Raw genomic sequence first — 15729 nt, 5'->3', positions numbered from 1 at the left:
CCGCACGACAACACTCCATTCATCCTCGTCCCCCGACGACTCATAGATGACAGGTACCGATGGCGAAGAAGCTCTTCATCAAAACGCACGGCTGCCAAATGAACGAGTACGACTCCTCCCGCATGGCGGATCTACTCGGCGAATCTCACCAGCTCGAACTCACTGATAATGAGCGTGAAGCCGATGTCATTCTGTTAAACACCTGCTCGATTCGCGAAAAAGCGCAGGAAAAAGTTTTTCATCAGCTGGGACGCTGGAAAAAACTTAAAGACGCCAATCCCAACCTGGTGATTGGCGTGGGCGGCTGCGTGGCAAGCCAGGAAGGCGAAGCCATTCGCAAGCGCGCGCCTCACGTGGACATGGTGTTCGGGCCGCAAACCCTGCACCGCGTACCCTCAATGCTGGATGCCCGTGGCAATAATCAGATTGCGGCGGTAGATGTCACCTTTCCAGAGATCGAAAAATTCGACCACCTGCCCAAGCCCTCTTCTGATGGCGCAACGGCGTTTGTGTCGATCATGGAAGGTTGCTCAAAGTACTGCACCTTCTGCGTGGTGCCCTACACCCGCGGTGAAGAAGTCTCGCGCCCCTTTGAGGCGGTGATGGATGAAGTCATTCACCTTTCCGACCAGGGCGTGCGCGAGATCAACCTGTTGGGCCAGAACGTCAATGCCTACCGCGGTGAAAACCAGCTTGGCGATGAAATCGACCTGGCCGAACTGATTGCCTGCGTTGCGGCGGTTGAGGGCATTGACCGCATCCGCTTTACCACCTCACACCCGGTGGAGTTTACCGACAGCCTAGTTGACGCCTTTGCCGATATCCCTGAGCTGGTGAGCCACCTTCACCTGCCGGTACAGTCGGGTTCAGACCGTATTCTTACTGCCATGAAGCGCGGGCATACGGCGGCCGAATACATTGAAAAGATGGAGCGCATCCGCGCCAACCGCCCGGACATCAGCTTCTCTTCTGACTTCATCATCGGCTTCCCCGGCGAAACAGAAGAAGATTTTGAAGCGACGATGAATTTAATTCATCAAATCGGCTTCGATCATTCGTTCAGCTTCGTTTACTCCGCACGCCCCGGCACACCTGCTTCTGGCCTGCCGGATGAAACACCGGAGAGTGTCAAAAAGCAGCGTCTGGCGATTCTGCAGGAGCGGATCATTCAGCAAACCGCGCAAATTAGCCGCCGCATGGTCGGCAGCACACAGCGTGTACTGGTTAACGGCTTTTCGCCCCGCGACCCCGGCCAGCTCTCAGGGCGTACCGAGAATAACCGAGTGGTTAACTTCCGCGCTGCCAACCCCACCGAACTAATCGGCTACTTTGTCGATGTAGAGATCACCGAGGCATTTCCCAATTCGCTACGCGGTGAGCTTGCCTCACCTGAGCGCTATTGATTGTTTAACGCATTTATAAATGCCCGATAACGAGTGCGAGAACAGGTTGTAGTGAGGGTCTTTTGCCAGGGATGGCAAAAGTAGCGCCCAAGGAAGGGTTCACAGCGCCCTCGCGGAAACCTGCTCTCGGCACCGTACTGTATAAAGTACCTTTCAGTTAGCACAGATCATTGCCCCGCTTCTGGCGGGGCAGTAAGCTGAACGATACACACACTAACGAGGGGTTTCCCACTCTTGAGCCAGCCAACACCTCAGGCCAATCGCATCATCACCTTAAGCCTTGAACCCAATGATCCGCAGCGCCTTGCTAGCCTTTGCGGCCAGCAGGACGAGCATTTGAAGCTGATTGAAAGCCGCCTAGATGTGACGCTGCGCAACCGGGGCAATGTGTTCCAACTGGCGGGCCCAGCCAACCGCATCAAAGCAGCGGCGAACGTGTTGGAACACCTCTATCGCGAAACAGCGGCGAGCGAACTTGAAGCCGACACTGTGCACCTGTTCCTGCAAGAGTCCGGGCTTGAAGCGCTGGAAGAGGAAGCTGACGGCGTCGGCAGCAGCGATGAAGTGATCATGCGCACCCCACGCACCATGATCAAACCGCGCGGGCTCAACCAGCAGCGCTACGTATCAAGTATCCGTGAACACGACATCAATTTCGGCATTGGCCCTGCGGGTACCGGTAAAACCTACCTCGCTGTTGCCGCCGCGGTTGAGGCACTCAACCAACAGGAAGTACGCCGCATCCTGCTCGTGCGCCCGGCGGTGGAAGCGGGTGAAAAACTTGGCTTCTTGCCCGGCGACCTGGCCCAGAAAATCGATCCCTACCTGCGGCCCCTTTACGATGCCCTGTATGAAATGATTGGCTTCGAGCAGGTGGCAAAACTGATTGAGCGTCAGGTGATTGAGATTGCCCCGCTGGCCTATATGCGTGGCCGCACACTCAATAACTCCTACATCATTCTGGATGAGAGCCAGAACACCACCCCGGAGCAGATGAAAATGTTCCTGACCCGGATTGGCTTTGGCTCCACCGCCGTGATTACCGGCGACGTGACCCAGGTCGATCTCCCCAAAGGCCAGCGTTCAGGGCTGATTCAGGTGCTCGACGTGTTGAAAGACACTCAAGGCATCGGCGTCACCCACTTTGCCGCCAAGGATGTGGTACGCCACCCGCTGGTACAGCGCATTATCGAAGCCTACGATATGTTCGAATCCCAGCAGGAAGTGGAAGAGCGTGCCCGCCGCGAGGCACGCCAGCAAGAGCGTGACGCACGTATGCAGGCACGCGAAGACGCATGGGATAGTTCGCGATGAGCGAGGCCATTGAAGTCATCGTTGATCGTCAGGCGGCGATTGACGAACCACTGCTACCCAGCCTGACACAGCTCACCCATTGGGTGGGCTGTGTGTTTGCCCACCACCCTGACGATCAGCGTCTTGAAGTGACTATTCGCTTTGTGGATGAGCTTGAAAGCCAAACGCTCAACCGTGATTACCGCGGCAAAGACAAAACCACCAACGTGCTGTCATTCCCTTTTGAGAGCCCGCCGGGTGTGGATTTACCGTTACTCGGCGACCTGGTGATTTGCCATGCCGTGGTGGCCAAAGAAGCCAACGAGCAAAACAAGTCGATCGAGCACCACTACGCCCATATGGTCGTGCATGGCATCTTGCATTTAATGGGCTACGATCATATTGATGATCACGAGGCCGAGGAAATGGAGCAGTTTGAGCGCGAGCTGTTAGCCGAGCTAAGCATTCCTGATCCGTATGCTGACAGCCCCCCGCTCAATAGCGAACACGCTTAGCCCCTTACCTCTTTATTATTTAGCGGTGAGTGCGTTAAATCACGTAACAACTAATCTGGTACTATCCCCCGTTTCAGTGATAAAACAGCTACCTGACGACATGGTTTATATAACGATGTCGTCAACGAGATAGCAACTGTCTGCCCGCAAACGAGAGAATTGACGCATGAGCGAAGACCGATCGAGCAACCCCAATCAAAAATCCTGGCTCGAGAAACTCTTTGGCGCCCTTTCCGGAGACAATGACGAACCCAGCTCACGCGATGAGTTGATGACGTTCTTACGCCATACCGCAGGGAAATTAAAGCTGGATCAAGACGCCATTATGATCATCGAAGGCGCTCTTGAGATCAGCGATCAGCAGGTTCGTGAGGTGTTGATCCCCCGTTCCCAGGTCTCAGCCATTGCGCTGGATCAAACCAGCGACGGCTACCTACCGCTGATTCAGGAAACCGGCCACTCCCGCTACCCGGTGATTGGTGAAAACCTGGATGATGTAAAGGGCATCCTGCTGGTAAAAGATTTACTTCCCCTGCTCTCCCAGACACAGGCCCAGCGTGATGCGTTCAAGTTAGACGACATTTTGCGCCCGGCGATGTTTATCCCTGAATCAAAACGGCTAAACAGCCTACTCAAAGAGTTTCGGGATACCCACAATCACATGGCAGTGGTGGTGGATGAATACGGCGGCACCGCGGGCATTATCACCATCGAAGATATTCTTGAGCAGATCGTTGGCGACATCGAAGATGAGCACGATACCGATGAAGAGGACGATATCCGCGAAATAGAGAATGGCCGCTACGCCATTCGCGCGCTGACCCCCATCGAAGATTTCAACGAACGCTTTGACACCGAGTTCTCTGACGATGAGTTCGATACCGTTGGCGGCCTGGTGATGCAGCAGTTTGGCCATCTACCGCGGCGCGGCGAACACACCATTCTGGGCGGTTGGCGGTTTGTGATTCTTAATGCCGACACCCGACGCATCCGTCTACTCGAAGCCTATCGCGACACCCGCCGCGATGACGAAGAGGATGATGACCAGGAGAACAAGCCAGCCTAGGCGCTTGTTGTCACACTATTTTCTATCCACTCCCTCGCACTTTACCGTAGATAGGTTATCGCTATGGGTTTACCCCCCGCGTTTTTGTTACAGCTGCTTGCCGCCCTGGTGGCGGGCGGTTTCACCACCCTAACGACTTCTCCTTTTGAGCTTTGGTGGCTGGGCCCGGTGGCCATTGGCTTACTCTATGTGGGCCTGCACACTTTAACCCCCGCCCAGGCGGCCCTGAAGGGCTGGTTATACGGTGTGGCACTGTTCGCCAGCGGCACCTCCTGGGTGTACGTCTCTATCCACGACTATGGCTATACCGGTGTACCGCTAGCCGTTTTCCTAACCGCGCTGTTCGTGACGATTCTGGCGTTGTTTTTTGCCGGCACTTTCTGGCTCTACCGGCGCTTCACCTCCGCCCGGCTTGCGTTTATCAGCTTTGCTGGCGCCTGGGTACTGGGCGAAGTGCTACGCACCTACCTGTTTACCGGCTTTCCCTGGCTGTTGCTGGGCTCTGGCTACGTCGACTCGCCGCTGGCTGCCTGGGCACCCGTTGGCGGCGTCTACCTGCTCTCGCTGCTGGTCGCACTTAGCGGTGCGCTTGGCGCTGAACTACTGCTGCGCCGTCAGTGGTGGACACTTGCGCCACTGGCGGCTATTTGGTTAATTCCCTTGGCACTCCCCCATCAGTGGACCACGCCTGTGGACGAGCCCACGCGCGTGGCACTGCTACAGGGCAACCTGCCGCAGTTGCTGAAGTGGACGCCCGAAGGGCAGCGCACGGCGGCGAATACCTATAGCAACCTCACCCGCGAAGTCGCCGATGAGGTTGACCTGATCATCTGGCCAGAAACCGCCCTGCCAATGATGGAGACCCAGGCTCGCCCGGTGCTGGAGCGGGTGCAAGCGAACCTACCGCCCGACGTCGCTCTGCTCACCGGCATCGTTCAGCGCGACGAGCAGGAGCGTTACTTCAATAGCGTGATTGGCGTCGGCGACGTAGAGGGCAGCTACCAGAAAGAACACCTGGTGCCTTTTGGTGAGTACCTGCCGCTGGAGAGTGTACTCCGCGGGGCGATTGATTTTTTTGACCTGCCCATGTCGACCTTTACCAAAGGTGAGCATGAGCAAACACCGATGCAGGCCGCCGGGATTCATATTGGTAACGCCATTTGCTATGAGATCATCTACCCACAGCTAGTCGCCCGCCGAGCCCAAGACAGCGGTGTCATCATGACGGTGTCTAACGACACCTGGTTTGGCGCCTCAATTGGCCCCCACCAGCATCTGCAGATGGCACGCCTACGCGCGCTAGAGAATGGACGCTATGTGGTTCGCGCCACCAGCAATGGCATTACCGCTATTATCGATTCCAGTGGGCGCATTGTTGAACGCGCGCCGCAGTTTGAGACAACCACGCTCACCGGTGAGTTTTACGCCATGGAGGGTCTAACGCCTTTCACCCGCTTGGGTAGCTGGCCAGCTTGGCTGTTAGCAGGCTTGATGCTCTTGCCCGGCGTGGTGGCAGCAAGAGTCACACGCCAACCACGAAGTTGAAACGCCTCAGGCGCTAAAGTGGCTAGCTAGAAAAACGGCCCGAGTCCTCTGCAGGACTCGGGCCGTTTTGTTTTGCTCCAGCTAGCTACCTACCTGAGTGGATAGATAGGCAGCTAGACAATCCGTTATTTAGGCTGCACTGTTTTTTAGCGTGGCCATATCAATCACGAAACGATAGCGCACATCGCCTTTTTCCATGCGCTCAAAACCTTCGTTAATGTTATTGATATCGAGCATCTCGATATCACAGGTAATGCCCTGATCGGCGCACAGCTTGAGCAGCTCTTCAGTCTCCGCAATGCCACCAATTAGTGAACCGGCAACCACACGACGCTTAAAGACCAAATTGAACGCTTCAATAGCAGGCTCAATAGGCTCTAACAAGCCGACAATGATATGGGTACCGTCATACTTCAACGACGTTAGGTAGGGGTTTAGATCGTGTTGGACAGGTACAGTGTCGAGCATGAAATCAAAGGTTTCAGCCACGGCATCCATTTGTGCCTGGTCGCTGGAAACCACCACGTGGTCTGCACCGTTACGCTTCGCTTCTTCAACCTTGGCGTCGGAACGGGTGAACACCGTGACTTCAGCGCCCAACGCTTTGGCCAATTTAACGCCCATGTGGCCTAAGCCACCCATACCGATCACACCGACTTTATGGCCTTTGCCCACGCCGTGATGCTTGAGCGGTGAGTAAGTCGTTACACCGGCGCATAGAATCGGCGCCGCTGAGGCCAGATCAATACCATCAGGCATCTGTAGCACAAAGTGCTCGCTCACCACGATGGAATCGGAGTAGCCACCCTGGGTTAGGGTGCCATCCTGACGATCTTCGCTGCCGTAGGTCATGGTGAAGCCTTCCAGGCAGTACTGCTCTACGCCGTCCTTACAGGCGCTACAGGTGCGACATGAATCCACCATGCAGCCAACCCCCACCAAGTCACCGGCTTTAAAACGCGACACTTTATCGCCTACAGAGGTCACGCGACCGACAATCTCATGACCGGGCACGACGGGGTACTGGCTCATTCCCCAGTCATTGCGAGCAAAGTGCAGGTCGCTATGACAGACGCCGCAGTAGAGAATTTCGATGGCGACGTCATCGGAGCGCGGCTGGCGACGATCAAAAGTAAACGGTGCTAAGGGCTTATCGTTAGCAAATGCGGCGTAGGATAATGCTTGGCTCATCGGTGAAACTCCTTATCAGCAAAAGACTGCCGTATAACTCAGCAGACATTTCCCTCTCGTGCGAGGTGTGCCGATAGTATTGGCCTATTCAGTGGTGATGGCGATGAACGAAGCTACGTCATTTTTGCCAAATACTCCGATACTACGTAATAAAATAACAAAAAATAGCCATAAATCGTTATGATTATACAAAAGTCACCAGAAGCTCGAGAGAAACCATCATGGCCTCCACCACTCAGGCTGGCAATGCGCTGGCTGCCGTTATCGCGCCACTGGTTAAAAGCGACGGAATCAATAACACGCAGCTACCCGGCGTGTCGTTACTCTGTTTAAGCCGCCATCAGGTACGTACACCACTGCTCTATGAGCCGAGCCTGACCATCATTGCCCAGGGGCGCAAAATGGGTTATCTGGGTGATCGCGAAATCCACTACGACCCCGGCCACTACTTAGTGCAAACGCTACCACTGCCCTTTGAGTGCGAAACTCACGGCTCACCGGAAGCCCCGTTACTGGGTATATCGGTACGCCTGGAACCGGCGCTGTTAAGCGAGATGGTGACGGCCATGGGCGATGCCGGTCATAACGCATTGGCTCCGCTGCCGATGGCCTCGGTGGCCATGACAGAGGGCATGCAGGAGGCCGTATTGCGCTTGGCCAACGCGCTGCATGCTGACATTGAGCGCAACACAATGGGCAACGCTCGCATTCGCGATGTGGTGTTTGAAGCGCTGAAGGGAGAACAGGGTCCCGCTTTACGGGCGTTGGTATTAGGGCACGGTAATTACTCACGTATCGTGCAGGTGCTGTCTAAGCTCCACACCCATTTTGCCGACGACTTTAGCGTGGAGCAGTTGGCAGCACAGGCCCATATGAGCCCCTCGACTTTTCACCAGCACTTTAAGCAAATTACCCGCTCATCACCGGCTCAGTACTTAAAGCGGTTGCGCCTAATCAAAGCGCAGCAGTTGCTGCTGCAGGATAATCACAACGTTAATCAGGCCGCTGCGGCGGTGGGTTACCGCAGCGTGCCTCAGTTTAGCCGTGACTATAAGCGCTACTTTGGCGAGCCCCCGCTTCAGCATCGCCGCCAGGAGCAAGCGTTACGCGCTTAAAACGAGATTTAATGCAGGGCTTATTTAGCAAACACCTGACTCATATCTTTAAACGCCTTGAACTCCAGGGCATTTCCGCAGGGGTCGAGCAGAAACATGGTGGCCTGCTCACCTACTTCGCCTTTAAAGCGAATATACGGCTCGATCACAAACTGCGTATCGCGCGATTTCAAGCGCTCGGCCAGGGCTTCCCACTCGTCCCACGCTAATATGACGCCAAAGTGCGGCACCGGGACGTTGTGCCCATCTACCGGATTAGTGTGGGCGCTCTCTTGCCCCGGCGTTTTGGGCTGCTCATGAATGACCAGTTGGTGGCCAAAGAAATTAAAGTCGACCCACTGCTCGCTGGAACGCCCCTCTTCCAGGCCAAACACATCATTATAAAACGCCCGCGCCAGCGCCACATCGTAAACGGGAATCGCCAGATGGAAGGGTGAGAGGCTCATGGTCATTCTCCACATTATTGGGTTTTATGAGGGTTAGCGGGCACTTTATGCAGCCCCGCTGTATTAATCCTAGGGCCGCTCATGGGAAAATAAAATCAATAACTATTTAGCTGATTCACAAAAAGGATTGATCAATGATCCGTGAGCTAAAAACGCTGATTGCGGTAGCACAGGAAGGCACCTTTGCCGCAGCGGGCAATAAAATTGGCCTGACTCAAGCGGCGGTAAGCGCACAAATGAAACGCCTCGAGGAAGAGCTGGGTATCCCACTGTTTGAGCGTAAAGGGCGTGCCGCCATCTTGACGCAGCGTGGGCAGGAAACGTTAAAGCAAGCTCATGCACTGCTCACCCTCTACAGCGCGCTGGGTGCGACGACTGCAGGCCAAGCCACCACTCAACGGGTCAACATTGGGGCCATCGCGTCCATACAGCGTTCGCTACTGCCCGATGCGCTGGCGCGCTTTCATCACGCCTATAGCGAATGCCGCACCCGCGTGGTGCCTGGGCTCTCCATGGAGCTGGTGAATCAAGTCGACGCTGGGGAGCTGGATATGGCGGTGATTATTCGCCCGCCCTTTTCACTGCACAGCGATTTACGCTGGACGCCCCTTGCCCACGAGCCATTTCGTTTAATCGTGCCGCGCCATATTGAGGGCGATCACTGGCAGGAGCTGATCGCCCACCAGCCGTTTGTCCGCTACGACCGTGCTTCCTTTGGGGGACGGCAGGTCGAACGCTTTCTGCGTGACAATCACTGCAATGTACGTGAAGTATGCGAAGTGGATGAACTGGAGGCCATCGTTAAACTGGTCGCCAAAGGGGTAGGCGTTGCTCTGGTGCCCCAAGCGATTGCGCAGCAACCCTGGCCAGCGAAAGTGCGTGCGATTGATTTAGGCGAACGCACCTTTCACCGCGACATAGGGCTGATACATCCCAGTAGCGGCCATTTGAGCGAACCCGCCCGGGCGCTGGCCCAATTGATTGGCGAAATCGCTCAGCGGCCTGATAATGGCGCCTAAAATGTTTCGTTCAATATCAAAGGAGTAACTGCATGAAACCAGAGGATCTGGAAAAGCTAGTGACGCGTACCATGCCCTTTGGCAAGTACGAGGGTCGGCTTATCGCTGACCTTCCCGGCCCTTATTTAAACTGGTTCGCTCGGGAGGGGTTTCCCTCCGGGGAAATTGGCCAACTGCTGCATCTGATGCACGAAATTGATCATAATGGGCTTGGCCCGTTGCTTGACCCACTGCGAAAAACGCCTAGCCAGCGTGGCGAAACTTAAGGCTGAGCGTTTTTATCTGCGTTCTCACGCTCGTCAAGAGCACTCTGAAACTCAGCGCGGTAAGCGGCCTCGTGCTGTGCGGTATCCGCAGGAAAGCGGCCTAAGGTGACGGCTAGTTCAAAAAAGCCAGCCGCAGGTAAATCGCCGCCTCGCCGGCTGACCACCAGTGCTGCGATGAAAGGCTTCTGCTGTGCGGCGTCTTCGCGCATTAACTGCTCTAACGCCTGAGTGACTTGAGCGATAGTCTGCGGCGGTGTTAGCGCTAGCGCGCTAGCCACCTGCTGATATGTCATTGGCAGGGCGTCACGCGGTGCGCTAAGCAGTAGCTGGCGAAGAGCGGCTACGTTATCGGTCATATATATCCTATCGTCAGGTTTTAACACGTTCACATTGCCCATTGATCCAGTGTTTGTGCTAAGAAATAGTTGTGCTAAGAATAGCGAAATACGCTGTGATAAGGAGAGAACATGGTAACGCGACTAACAACGGTACGCCCTCGTGGAGGCCGTTGGCCAGGCGTGCTAGCTGGCTTAGCCATTTTGCTGCTAGCGGTGGCGACCCTAATGATGGCGGGCTCCGGGCCTGCTTATCGGGGCGAATTTATCAGCCTAGGCGAGGCGTTCAACTTACTCCGTAACGGCGTTTATGCCGCTGGAGGAGCAGTCGCGGTCAGTATTGTCACGCTACTGTTTAGCCTGCTGGTTCATCGCTCTAGGCCCGCCTTAATAGCCACGCTGGTTATCGTCGCTGCTGCTGCACTGCTTTACGTACCCTGGCAGCATTGGCAACGCGCTCAACAAGTGCCCGCGATTCACGACATCACCACCGATACGCAGAACCCTCCTGTCTTTGAAGCGTTAGCTGACGCACGAGAAGCGGCGCCTAACGCGGTTGACTACCCGGGCGATGCCACCGCTCAGCAGCAGCAAGCAGCCTACCCTTATATCAAGCCGCTGGTCTTGGACGAGGCCCCACAAATGATACTCGCTGCTGCACAAGCTGAGGCCGAAGAGGCTGGCTGGCGGATCGCGCGAATTACCGACAATCACATAGAAGCCACCGCGACCACGCGCTGGTTTGGCTTTGAGGATGATGTGGTCATTCGCCTAACCGAGCTTGAGAACGGAGTACAGGTGGATATGCGCTCGGCATCACGTCTGGGTGCCAGCGACGTGGGCACCAACGCAGCGCGTATTGAAAAATTTTTAACGGCGCTGGAAGCGCGACTTGAGTGACCGTTTCAATAATCGCCCTACTCTCTCTTATTAATGCAATGGGTCGCGCGTTTTGCCGCCCTCACGCGCTAAAATTTGCTCAGCATCCAGGGTGGCGATAGGCACTTGATGCTGGGTAGGAATATCACCCGTCAATTGAAGCGCTTGATAACGCAGAGCGCAAACGCGTAAAAACGAGGTAAAGTTACCCAAGTCGTGCCCGGCGTCGATAGATTCATGATAAAGCCGGGTAATCATTTGGGCCGTGTTCATTCCATCACGCTGGGCAATCTCTTCGAGAATGTGCCAGAAGTAATTTTCCATTCGCACGCTGGTAACCATGCCATCGATACGCAGCGAGTGTGTCGCGCTGCGCCACAGCTCTGGGTCGGCTTGAATAAACAGTTTACACATAGGCGCTGTCTCTCGGGGTGTTCGTAACCACACGCATTATCAGGAATCCTCTGATTAGAGCATAGCGGCAATTATTGGCACAGCAAACAAGAGCGCCCAGCGGGTGCTGGGCGCAAATTTCGTTAGGTTAGTGGGCCAAGCTCACTTATTCAGTAGCGCCATAAACTGCGCCAGCCAGGCTGGGTGGGCAGGCCATGCGGGGGCGGTGACCAGGTTGCCATCGGTTACCGCATCGGTCACTTCCAGGTTGGCAAAGTGGCCACCCGCAAGCTCTACTTCCGGCTGGCAGGCCGGGTAAGCGGAGCACTGCTTCCCTTCCAGTACTTTTGCAGCGGCTAATAGCTGAGCGCCGTGGCAAATCGCCGCCACGGGTTTATTGGTCTCAAAAAAGTGCTGAACCATGGTTAGCACCTCTTTGTTCAAACGAAGATATTCAGGTGCACGTCCACCAGGCACTACCAAGGCATCGTAATCAGCGGGATTAATGCTGGCAAAATCGGCATTCAGGGCAAAACGGTGGCCGGGCTTTTCGGAATAGGTTTGATCGCCTTCGAAGTCATGAATCGCCGTCGCCACAGTATCGCCCGAGGCTTTCCCGGGGCAAACTGCATCGACACGATGGCCGACTGCCATAAGTGCCTGAAATGGCACCATGGTTTCATAATCTTCAGTGAAATCGCCGGTGATCATTAAAATGCGCTTGCTGCTCATCTCAGTGCTCCTCTTGGTTATCTTATGGTTATTGATCGAGTGTTTGAGCACACGCAGGGCGTGTTAGATGAGACTAGCAAGCGCTTTCCGACAATAGGTAGTAATTGCTTACTACTGAGTCACTTTCTCCTGCTGCGGAAGCGCTAGATGCCGTTGCCCTGCCGCGTCACCGACCCGAAAGCGCCCTACCAGTGAATGCATATCACCGGCACGATCATCCAGCGTATGGCTGGCAGTCGTCGCTTCTTGCACCAAGCGGGCGTTCTGGTGTGTCACCTGATCCAGCTGCGAAATTGCCTGGTTGATCTGATCAATACCAGCAGATTGCTCATGGGTCGCCCCAGCAATCTCGGTAACATAGCGCGTCACCTCTCCCAGGCTATCAATGATTTCCTGCAGGTGTTTGCTTGAGGCGTTTACCAGTTGCTCACCCTCGCTTACCTTGGCGACACTGTCGTCTACCAAATGACGAATTTGGGCCGCTTCGTTGGCGCTACGTCCCGCTAATTTGCGCACTTCTTGGGCCACTACGGCAAACCCACGGCCCTGCTCACCCGCTCGCGCCGCTTCAACAGAAGCGTTGAGCGCCAGCAAGTTGGTTTGAAAAGCGATATCGTCAATGGCTTTGATGATCGAGGTAATCTTTTCGCTCGCCTCGCGGATATCACCCATTGCCGCCGTGGTGCGCGTTGATACCTCACCAGCGGCACGGGCGCGCTGATCAACATTACCGCTAGCGTCTTTGGCTTGGTCAGCGTAATCAGCGGTCTGTTTCACCGTGGCCGTGATCTGCTCGAGGCTTGAAGCCGTTTCCGCCAACGATGCTGCCTGCTGGTCAGTACGCTGGGAGAGGTTTTCATTACCGGCGGCTATTTGTCGGCTGCTGGCCGCGATGGCTTCGGCACTTTCACGAATTTGTGCCACCATGCCTTCAAAAGTATTCATCATGTTGTTAAACGCTTGGGCAGTTTGGCCCACTTCATCATTGCGCTTAAGCTCAAGTCGCTTAGAAAGGTCAGCGTTTTCCCCTGCGGCTCCGCTGATGTTTTCCATTTGCTGGCGCATCGCCACTAGCGGGCCCAATACACGCACCATGGTACGCCAGCCAAAGATGGCAAGCAGCGCGATGACGGTCAGTGTGACCATGATCAGTAACGAGCGACCAGCGTTGGCTAAGGTCTCTGCTTGCGTTGCCGCACTACCTGCCTGGGCAACGGTGTAAGCTTCGACATCACTTAGCGCCGTTCGCATCTGCGCCATGGCCTGGGCAACATTAGTGAGTGCCGCTTGCACCTGGGCATTTAACTCTAGCTGCTGTAAACGCAGCTCATAGACAGCGTTGTCATCGGATACCATCAACCCATCCAACTCTACGATGACAGCATCCAAATCACTGATTAGCGCGCGCTGATCTACTTCGGTGCTTGGCGCGTCGGCGATCGCCGCCAGAGATTGGCGAGCAAGCCCCACCTGCTGGGCAATTTCATTGTGGCGCAAGTTAACCAGCGCATCGGCGCTATCCGTTTGCATCATCTGGCGGCCAAGATCTGACAATTGCGCTAATGCCATGCGTGCATTACCACTCAGGCGCCCAATATCCGCTTGCGCGGTAAACATATTGTCGAGCAATTGGGTCGGTAACGTGGTCATGCCATCTTCGCGCCAGGCTTCCATTAACTCGCGCTGTTCGCGGTCACTGCGAACCTGTGCCAGCGCCGTACGGCCGGCAATATCTTCAGCACTCAGCATCACTTGAGAAATAAGCGCCTGCATCGCACTGATGCGTTCGGCCATCTGGGTTTGTAGGCTCAGCTCTTCACGGCGCACTGCTTCCAGCGCCGTATCGCCTTCTAGTAACGTCTCATAATGGCTATCCAGGTCACTCAGCCCTTGCGCTTGATCGACCCCCTGAAGGCCTTTCCGTGCATCACGAAAACGTGCATCCAATGCCGATTGAGTCGTGACCTCGTTGAGGTCATTCACGCTCCCTGCGGCAAGCAAATCCGCATGGCGTTGACCAAATGCCCCCATGGTAAGCACCATGCCCATGCTGGCATCCTGAAGCGGCAATACTTCATTGGTAATATAACGCTGTGAGTCGATTAGCCGTTGGTTGGTCGTCCAACCGGTTGCCGCCAGCACCACAGCGCCTAGCACTGCGGCTAAGAACAGGCTGATCAACATCGCTCGAATACTTAAGGTTTTTTTCATTATCTGTTTTCACTTGTGTCAGGGGACAGACAGGTAACGTAAGCTTTAGGGCAACAGGCTTGCCCATTCCACCGACTCGAAACGGCCGTTTTTAATAATGGTTGGCCATACCGCATCACTGGCTTGATGGTCATTTGGCCCCAAGCTCAACGGCTCTTCCAAACCAATATCAACCGAGCCCAACCCAAGCAGACCATCCACAATCGCCTCACGGTCAGGGTTAGCACCGGCCGCTCTTACGCCCTCAACAAAGAGTTTTGCCGCCAAATAACCTTCCAGGGAAATAAAGTCAGGCTCACTACCACGGGCATGGGTTTCCAGCGCTTTGCGGTAGGCCTCAACGGCGGGTAGGTCAGCATTTAGCGGAGGGACGACTTGGGTAATAATGACGCCTTCGGCCAGATCGCCCAGTTCTTCCATAAGGGCTTGGCTGCCCACAAAGGAGACGTTCAGAAATACCGTATCTGGCAAGTCATTTTTCGCTTCACGAATGAAGTCCGCTGCGGGGCCGTAAGTACCGACGATGATAACAGCGCGAGGTGTTACTGGTGCTTCCAGAATCGTCGCTAAGCCCTGGTGAATATTGCGTGTACCGCGCGTAAAGCGACCATGGGCCAGTGCCGCGATATTGTCGACGCCATGGGCAGTTAATGCCTGGGTGGCGCCATTGTATCCTGCATCGCCAAAGCTATCGTTCTGCGTAAAGAAGGCGATCTCCTCGGGCAAAACACCTGCCTCCAACAGCCCGTCCACCATGGCGGCGGTTTCTTGTACATAGCTTGCCCGGTAGTTAATCACGTAGCGGTCAGGCGGCGTTTTGCGCAGCACACCCGCGCCAGTAAAAGCGCCATACAGCAGCGTTTCATATTCATTAAAGATGGGAATAGTAACGGTGGCCGTCGGAGTGCCGACATTTCCGATCGCCGCGAGCACTTCATCCTCTTGAATCAACTGTCGGGTATTACTGGCGGCCTGCAGCGGTTTGTACTGATCATCCCGGGCAATTAACGCCAGGGTTTCACCATTAACCCCGCCTGCCTCGTTGACTTCGGCAAAGTAGGTCTCGATACCTTTTTGCATACCCAATCCTAGCGGTGCGGCCCCACCGCTGGAAGGAGCAACAATACCGAAACTCAGCTCTGCCTGCGCAAGAAGTGGAACAAACATTCCCACTGCTAATGCTATATTCGATAAGTATTTTCTTAATAAGACCTTTTGTGACAAGGCTTTTATTAACAACCCGATTCCCAATCGTTGCATTGATCTGCTCCTTGCTGGCTAGATCACTTCCCCACTACATAAATGGCAATATCGAATACG

Annotated in this window: 16 protein-coding genes; 9 read left to right on the top strand and 7 right to left on the bottom strand. The window is 55.1% G+C overall.

Translation table 11 applies throughout. The features are described 5' to 3' along the window. The first annotated feature begins 59 nt into the window (after positions 1–59). The 5 genes from miaB (at position 60) to lnt (ending at position 5822) form a co-directional block, all read left to right on the top strand. Complete coding sequence (gene miaB, locus HALA3H3_RS15815; protein WP_009288234.1) at positions 60–1403, top strand: tRNA (N6-isopentenyl adenosine(37)-C2)-methylthiotransferase MiaB; 1344 nt, start codon at positions 60–62, stop codon at positions 1401–1403. A 234-nt stretch (positions 1404–1637) separates the two neighbouring features. Continuing rightward, positions 1638–2717: a PhoH family protein gene (locus HALA3H3_RS15810; protein WP_009288233.1), complete on the top strand. Its 1080-nt coding sequence runs from the start codon at positions 1638–1640 to the stop codon at positions 2715–2717. Then, positions 2714–3211 carry an rRNA maturation RNase YbeY gene (ybeY, locus tag HALA3H3_RS15805; protein ID WP_022522557.1) on the top strand — a complete coding sequence of 166 codons (498 nt, stop codon included), beginning with the start codon at positions 2714–2716 and terminating at the stop codon, positions 3209–3211. The genes HALA3H3_RS15810 and ybeY overlap by 4 nt, the downstream gene beginning before the upstream one ends. Before the next feature lie 166 nt (positions 3212–3377). Further along, the gene (locus HALA3H3_RS15800) at positions 3378–4277 is read left to right on the top strand and encodes an HlyC/CorC family transporter (protein ID WP_022522556.1); all 900 of its coding nucleotides are present in this window, start codon (positions 3378–3380) and stop codon (positions 4275–4277) included. Positions 4278–4340: 63 nt separating this feature from the next. After that, on the top strand, positions 4341–5822 hold the full coding sequence (gene lnt, locus HALA3H3_RS15795) for an apolipoprotein N-acyltransferase (protein ID WP_022522555.1): 1482 nt from the start codon (positions 4341–4343) through the stop codon (positions 5820–5822). 129 nt (positions 5823–5951) lie between these two features. On the opposite strand, the gene HALA3H3_RS15790 is transcribed toward lnt, so the two are convergent. After that, complete coding sequence (locus tag HALA3H3_RS15790) at positions 5952–7013, bottom strand: NAD(P)-dependent alcohol dehydrogenase (protein ID WP_022522554.1); 1062 nt, start codon at positions 7011–7013, stop codon at positions 5952–5954. A 221-nt stretch (positions 7014–7234) separates the two neighbouring features. Between HALA3H3_RS15790 and HALA3H3_RS15785 the strand changes: the two genes are divergently transcribed. Continuing rightward, a complete protein-coding gene (locus HALA3H3_RS15785; RefSeq protein WP_022522553.1) occupies positions 7235–8128 on the top strand; it encodes an AraC family transcriptional regulator in 894 nt (297 codons plus the stop codon). 20 nt (positions 8129–8148) lie between these two features. Here HALA3H3_RS15785 and HALA3H3_RS15780 read toward each other — a convergent pair whose 3' ends face one another. After that, entirely contained in the window at positions 8149–8574 is a 426-nt protein-coding gene (locus tag HALA3H3_RS15780) for a VOC family protein (protein ID WP_022522552.1), read from the bottom strand. 134 nt (positions 8575–8708) lie between these two features. Between HALA3H3_RS15780 and HALA3H3_RS15775 the strand changes: the two genes are divergently transcribed. Then, positions 8709–9593: a LysR family transcriptional regulator gene (locus tag HALA3H3_RS15775; RefSeq protein ID WP_022522551.1), complete on the top strand. Its 885-nt coding sequence runs from the start codon at positions 8709–8711 to the stop codon at positions 9591–9593. Between the two features lie 32 nt (positions 9594–9625). Beyond that, positions 9626–9859, top strand: coding sequence for a DUF3820 family protein (locus HALA3H3_RS15770; RefSeq protein ID WP_022522550.1), 234 nt, complete (start codon positions 9626–9628; stop codon positions 9857–9859). Here the strand turns inward: HALA3H3_RS15770 and HALA3H3_RS15765 are convergent. After that, positions 9856–10215: a hypothetical protein gene (locus HALA3H3_RS15765; RefSeq protein ID WP_022522549.1), complete on the bottom strand. Its 360-nt coding sequence runs from the start codon at positions 10213–10215 to the stop codon at positions 9856–9858. The two genes, HALA3H3_RS15770 and HALA3H3_RS15765, sit on opposite strands and share 4 nt — an antisense overlap. Positions 10216–10326: 111 nt before the next feature. Between HALA3H3_RS15765 and HALA3H3_RS15760 the strand changes: the two genes are divergently transcribed. Then, positions 10327–11094 (top strand): DUF1499 domain-containing protein, encoded by a 768-nt coding sequence (locus HALA3H3_RS15760; RefSeq protein WP_022522548.1) that lies wholly within the window; start codon positions 10327–10329, stop codon positions 11092–11094. Between the two features lie 30 nt (positions 11095–11124). Here the strand turns inward: HALA3H3_RS15760 and HALA3H3_RS28015 are convergent, their stop codons facing one another. The 4 genes from HALA3H3_RS28015 to HALA3H3_RS15740 all read right to left on the bottom strand — a co-directional run bounded on the left by HALA3H3_RS28015 (position 11125) and on the right by HALA3H3_RS15740 (position 15576). Next, positions 11125–11487, bottom strand: a complete 363-nt coding sequence (locus HALA3H3_RS28015) for a ribbon-helix-helix domain-containing protein (protein ID WP_022522547.1) — start codon at positions 11485–11487, stop codon at positions 11125–11127. Between the two features lie 141 nt (positions 11488–11628). Continuing rightward, entirely contained in the window at positions 11629–12198 is a 570-nt protein-coding gene (locus HALA3H3_RS15750; protein ID WP_022522546.1) for a DJ-1/PfpI family protein, read from the bottom strand. Between the two features lie 111 nt (positions 12199–12309). Beyond that, entirely contained in the window at positions 12310–14409 is a 2100-nt protein-coding gene (locus HALA3H3_RS15745) for a methyl-accepting chemotaxis protein (RefSeq protein WP_022522545.1), read from the bottom strand. Between the two features lie 45 nt (positions 14410–14454). Continuing rightward, positions 14455–15576: an ABC transporter substrate-binding protein gene (locus tag HALA3H3_RS15740; protein ID WP_238326088.1), complete on the bottom strand. Its 1122-nt coding sequence runs from the start codon at positions 15574–15576 to the stop codon at positions 14455–14457. Positions 15577–15729: the final 153 nt, after the last annotated feature.

It is taken from the genome of Halomonas sp. A3H3, assembly GCF_000982975.1.
Classification (GTDB): Bacteria; Pseudomonadota; Gammaproteobacteria; order Pseudomonadales; family Halomonadaceae; genus Vreelandella; species Vreelandella titanicae.
This window is presented reverse-complemented; position numbering and strand designations above follow the sequence as displayed.

Coding starts and splice junctions, on each gene's coding strand:
- miaB (WP_009288234.1), top strand. CDS start 60: ATGGCGAAGAAGCTCTTCATCAAAACGCACGGCTGCCAAATGAACGAG.
- ybeY (WP_022522557.1), top strand. CDS start 2,714: ATGAGCGAGGCCATTGAAGTCATCGTTGATCGTCAGGCGGCGATTGAC.
- HALA3H3_RS15800 (WP_022522556.1), top strand. CDS start 3,378: ATGAGCGAAGACCGATCGAGCAACCCCAATCAAAAATCCTGGCTCGAG.
- lnt (WP_022522555.1), top strand. CDS start 4,341: ATGGGTTTACCCCCCGCGTTTTTGTTACAGCTGCTTGCCGCCCTGGTG.
- HALA3H3_RS15790 (WP_022522554.1), bottom strand. CDS start 7,013: ATGAGCCAAGCATTATCCTACGCCGCATTTGCTAACGATAAGCCCTTA.
- HALA3H3_RS15785 (WP_022522553.1), top strand. CDS start 7,235: ATGGCCTCCACCACTCAGGCTGGCAATGCGCTGGCTGCCGTTATCGCG.
- HALA3H3_RS15780 (WP_022522552.1), bottom strand. CDS start 8,574: ATGAGCCTCTCACCCTTCCATCTGGCGATTCCCGTTTACGATGTGGCG.
- HALA3H3_RS15775 (WP_022522551.1), top strand. CDS start 8,709: ATGATCCGTGAGCTAAAAACGCTGATTGCGGTAGCACAGGAAGGCACC.
- HALA3H3_RS15770 (WP_022522550.1), top strand. CDS start 9,626: ATGAAACCAGAGGATCTGGAAAAGCTAGTGACGCGTACCATGCCCTTT.
- HALA3H3_RS15765 (WP_022522549.1), bottom strand. CDS start 10,215: ATGACCGATAACGTAGCCGCTCTTCGCCAGCTACTGCTTAGCGCACCG.
- HALA3H3_RS15760 (WP_022522548.1), top strand. CDS start 10,327: ATGGTAACGCGACTAACAACGGTACGCCCTCGTGGAGGCCGTTGGCCA.
- HALA3H3_RS28015 (WP_022522547.1), bottom strand. CDS start 11,487: ATGTGTAAACTGTTTATTCAAGCCGACCCAGAGCTGTGGCGCAGCGCG.
- HALA3H3_RS15750 (WP_022522546.1), bottom strand. CDS start 12,198: ATGAGCAGCAAGCGCATTTTAATGATCACCGGCGATTTCACTGAAGAT.
- HALA3H3_RS15745 (WP_022522545.1), bottom strand. CDS start 14,409: ATGAAAAAAACCTTAAGTATTCGAGCGATGTTGATCAGCCTGTTCTTA.
- HALA3H3_RS15740 (WP_238326088.1), bottom strand. CDS start 15,576: ATGTTTGTTCCACTTCTTGCGCAGGCAGAGCTGAGTTTCGGTATTGTT.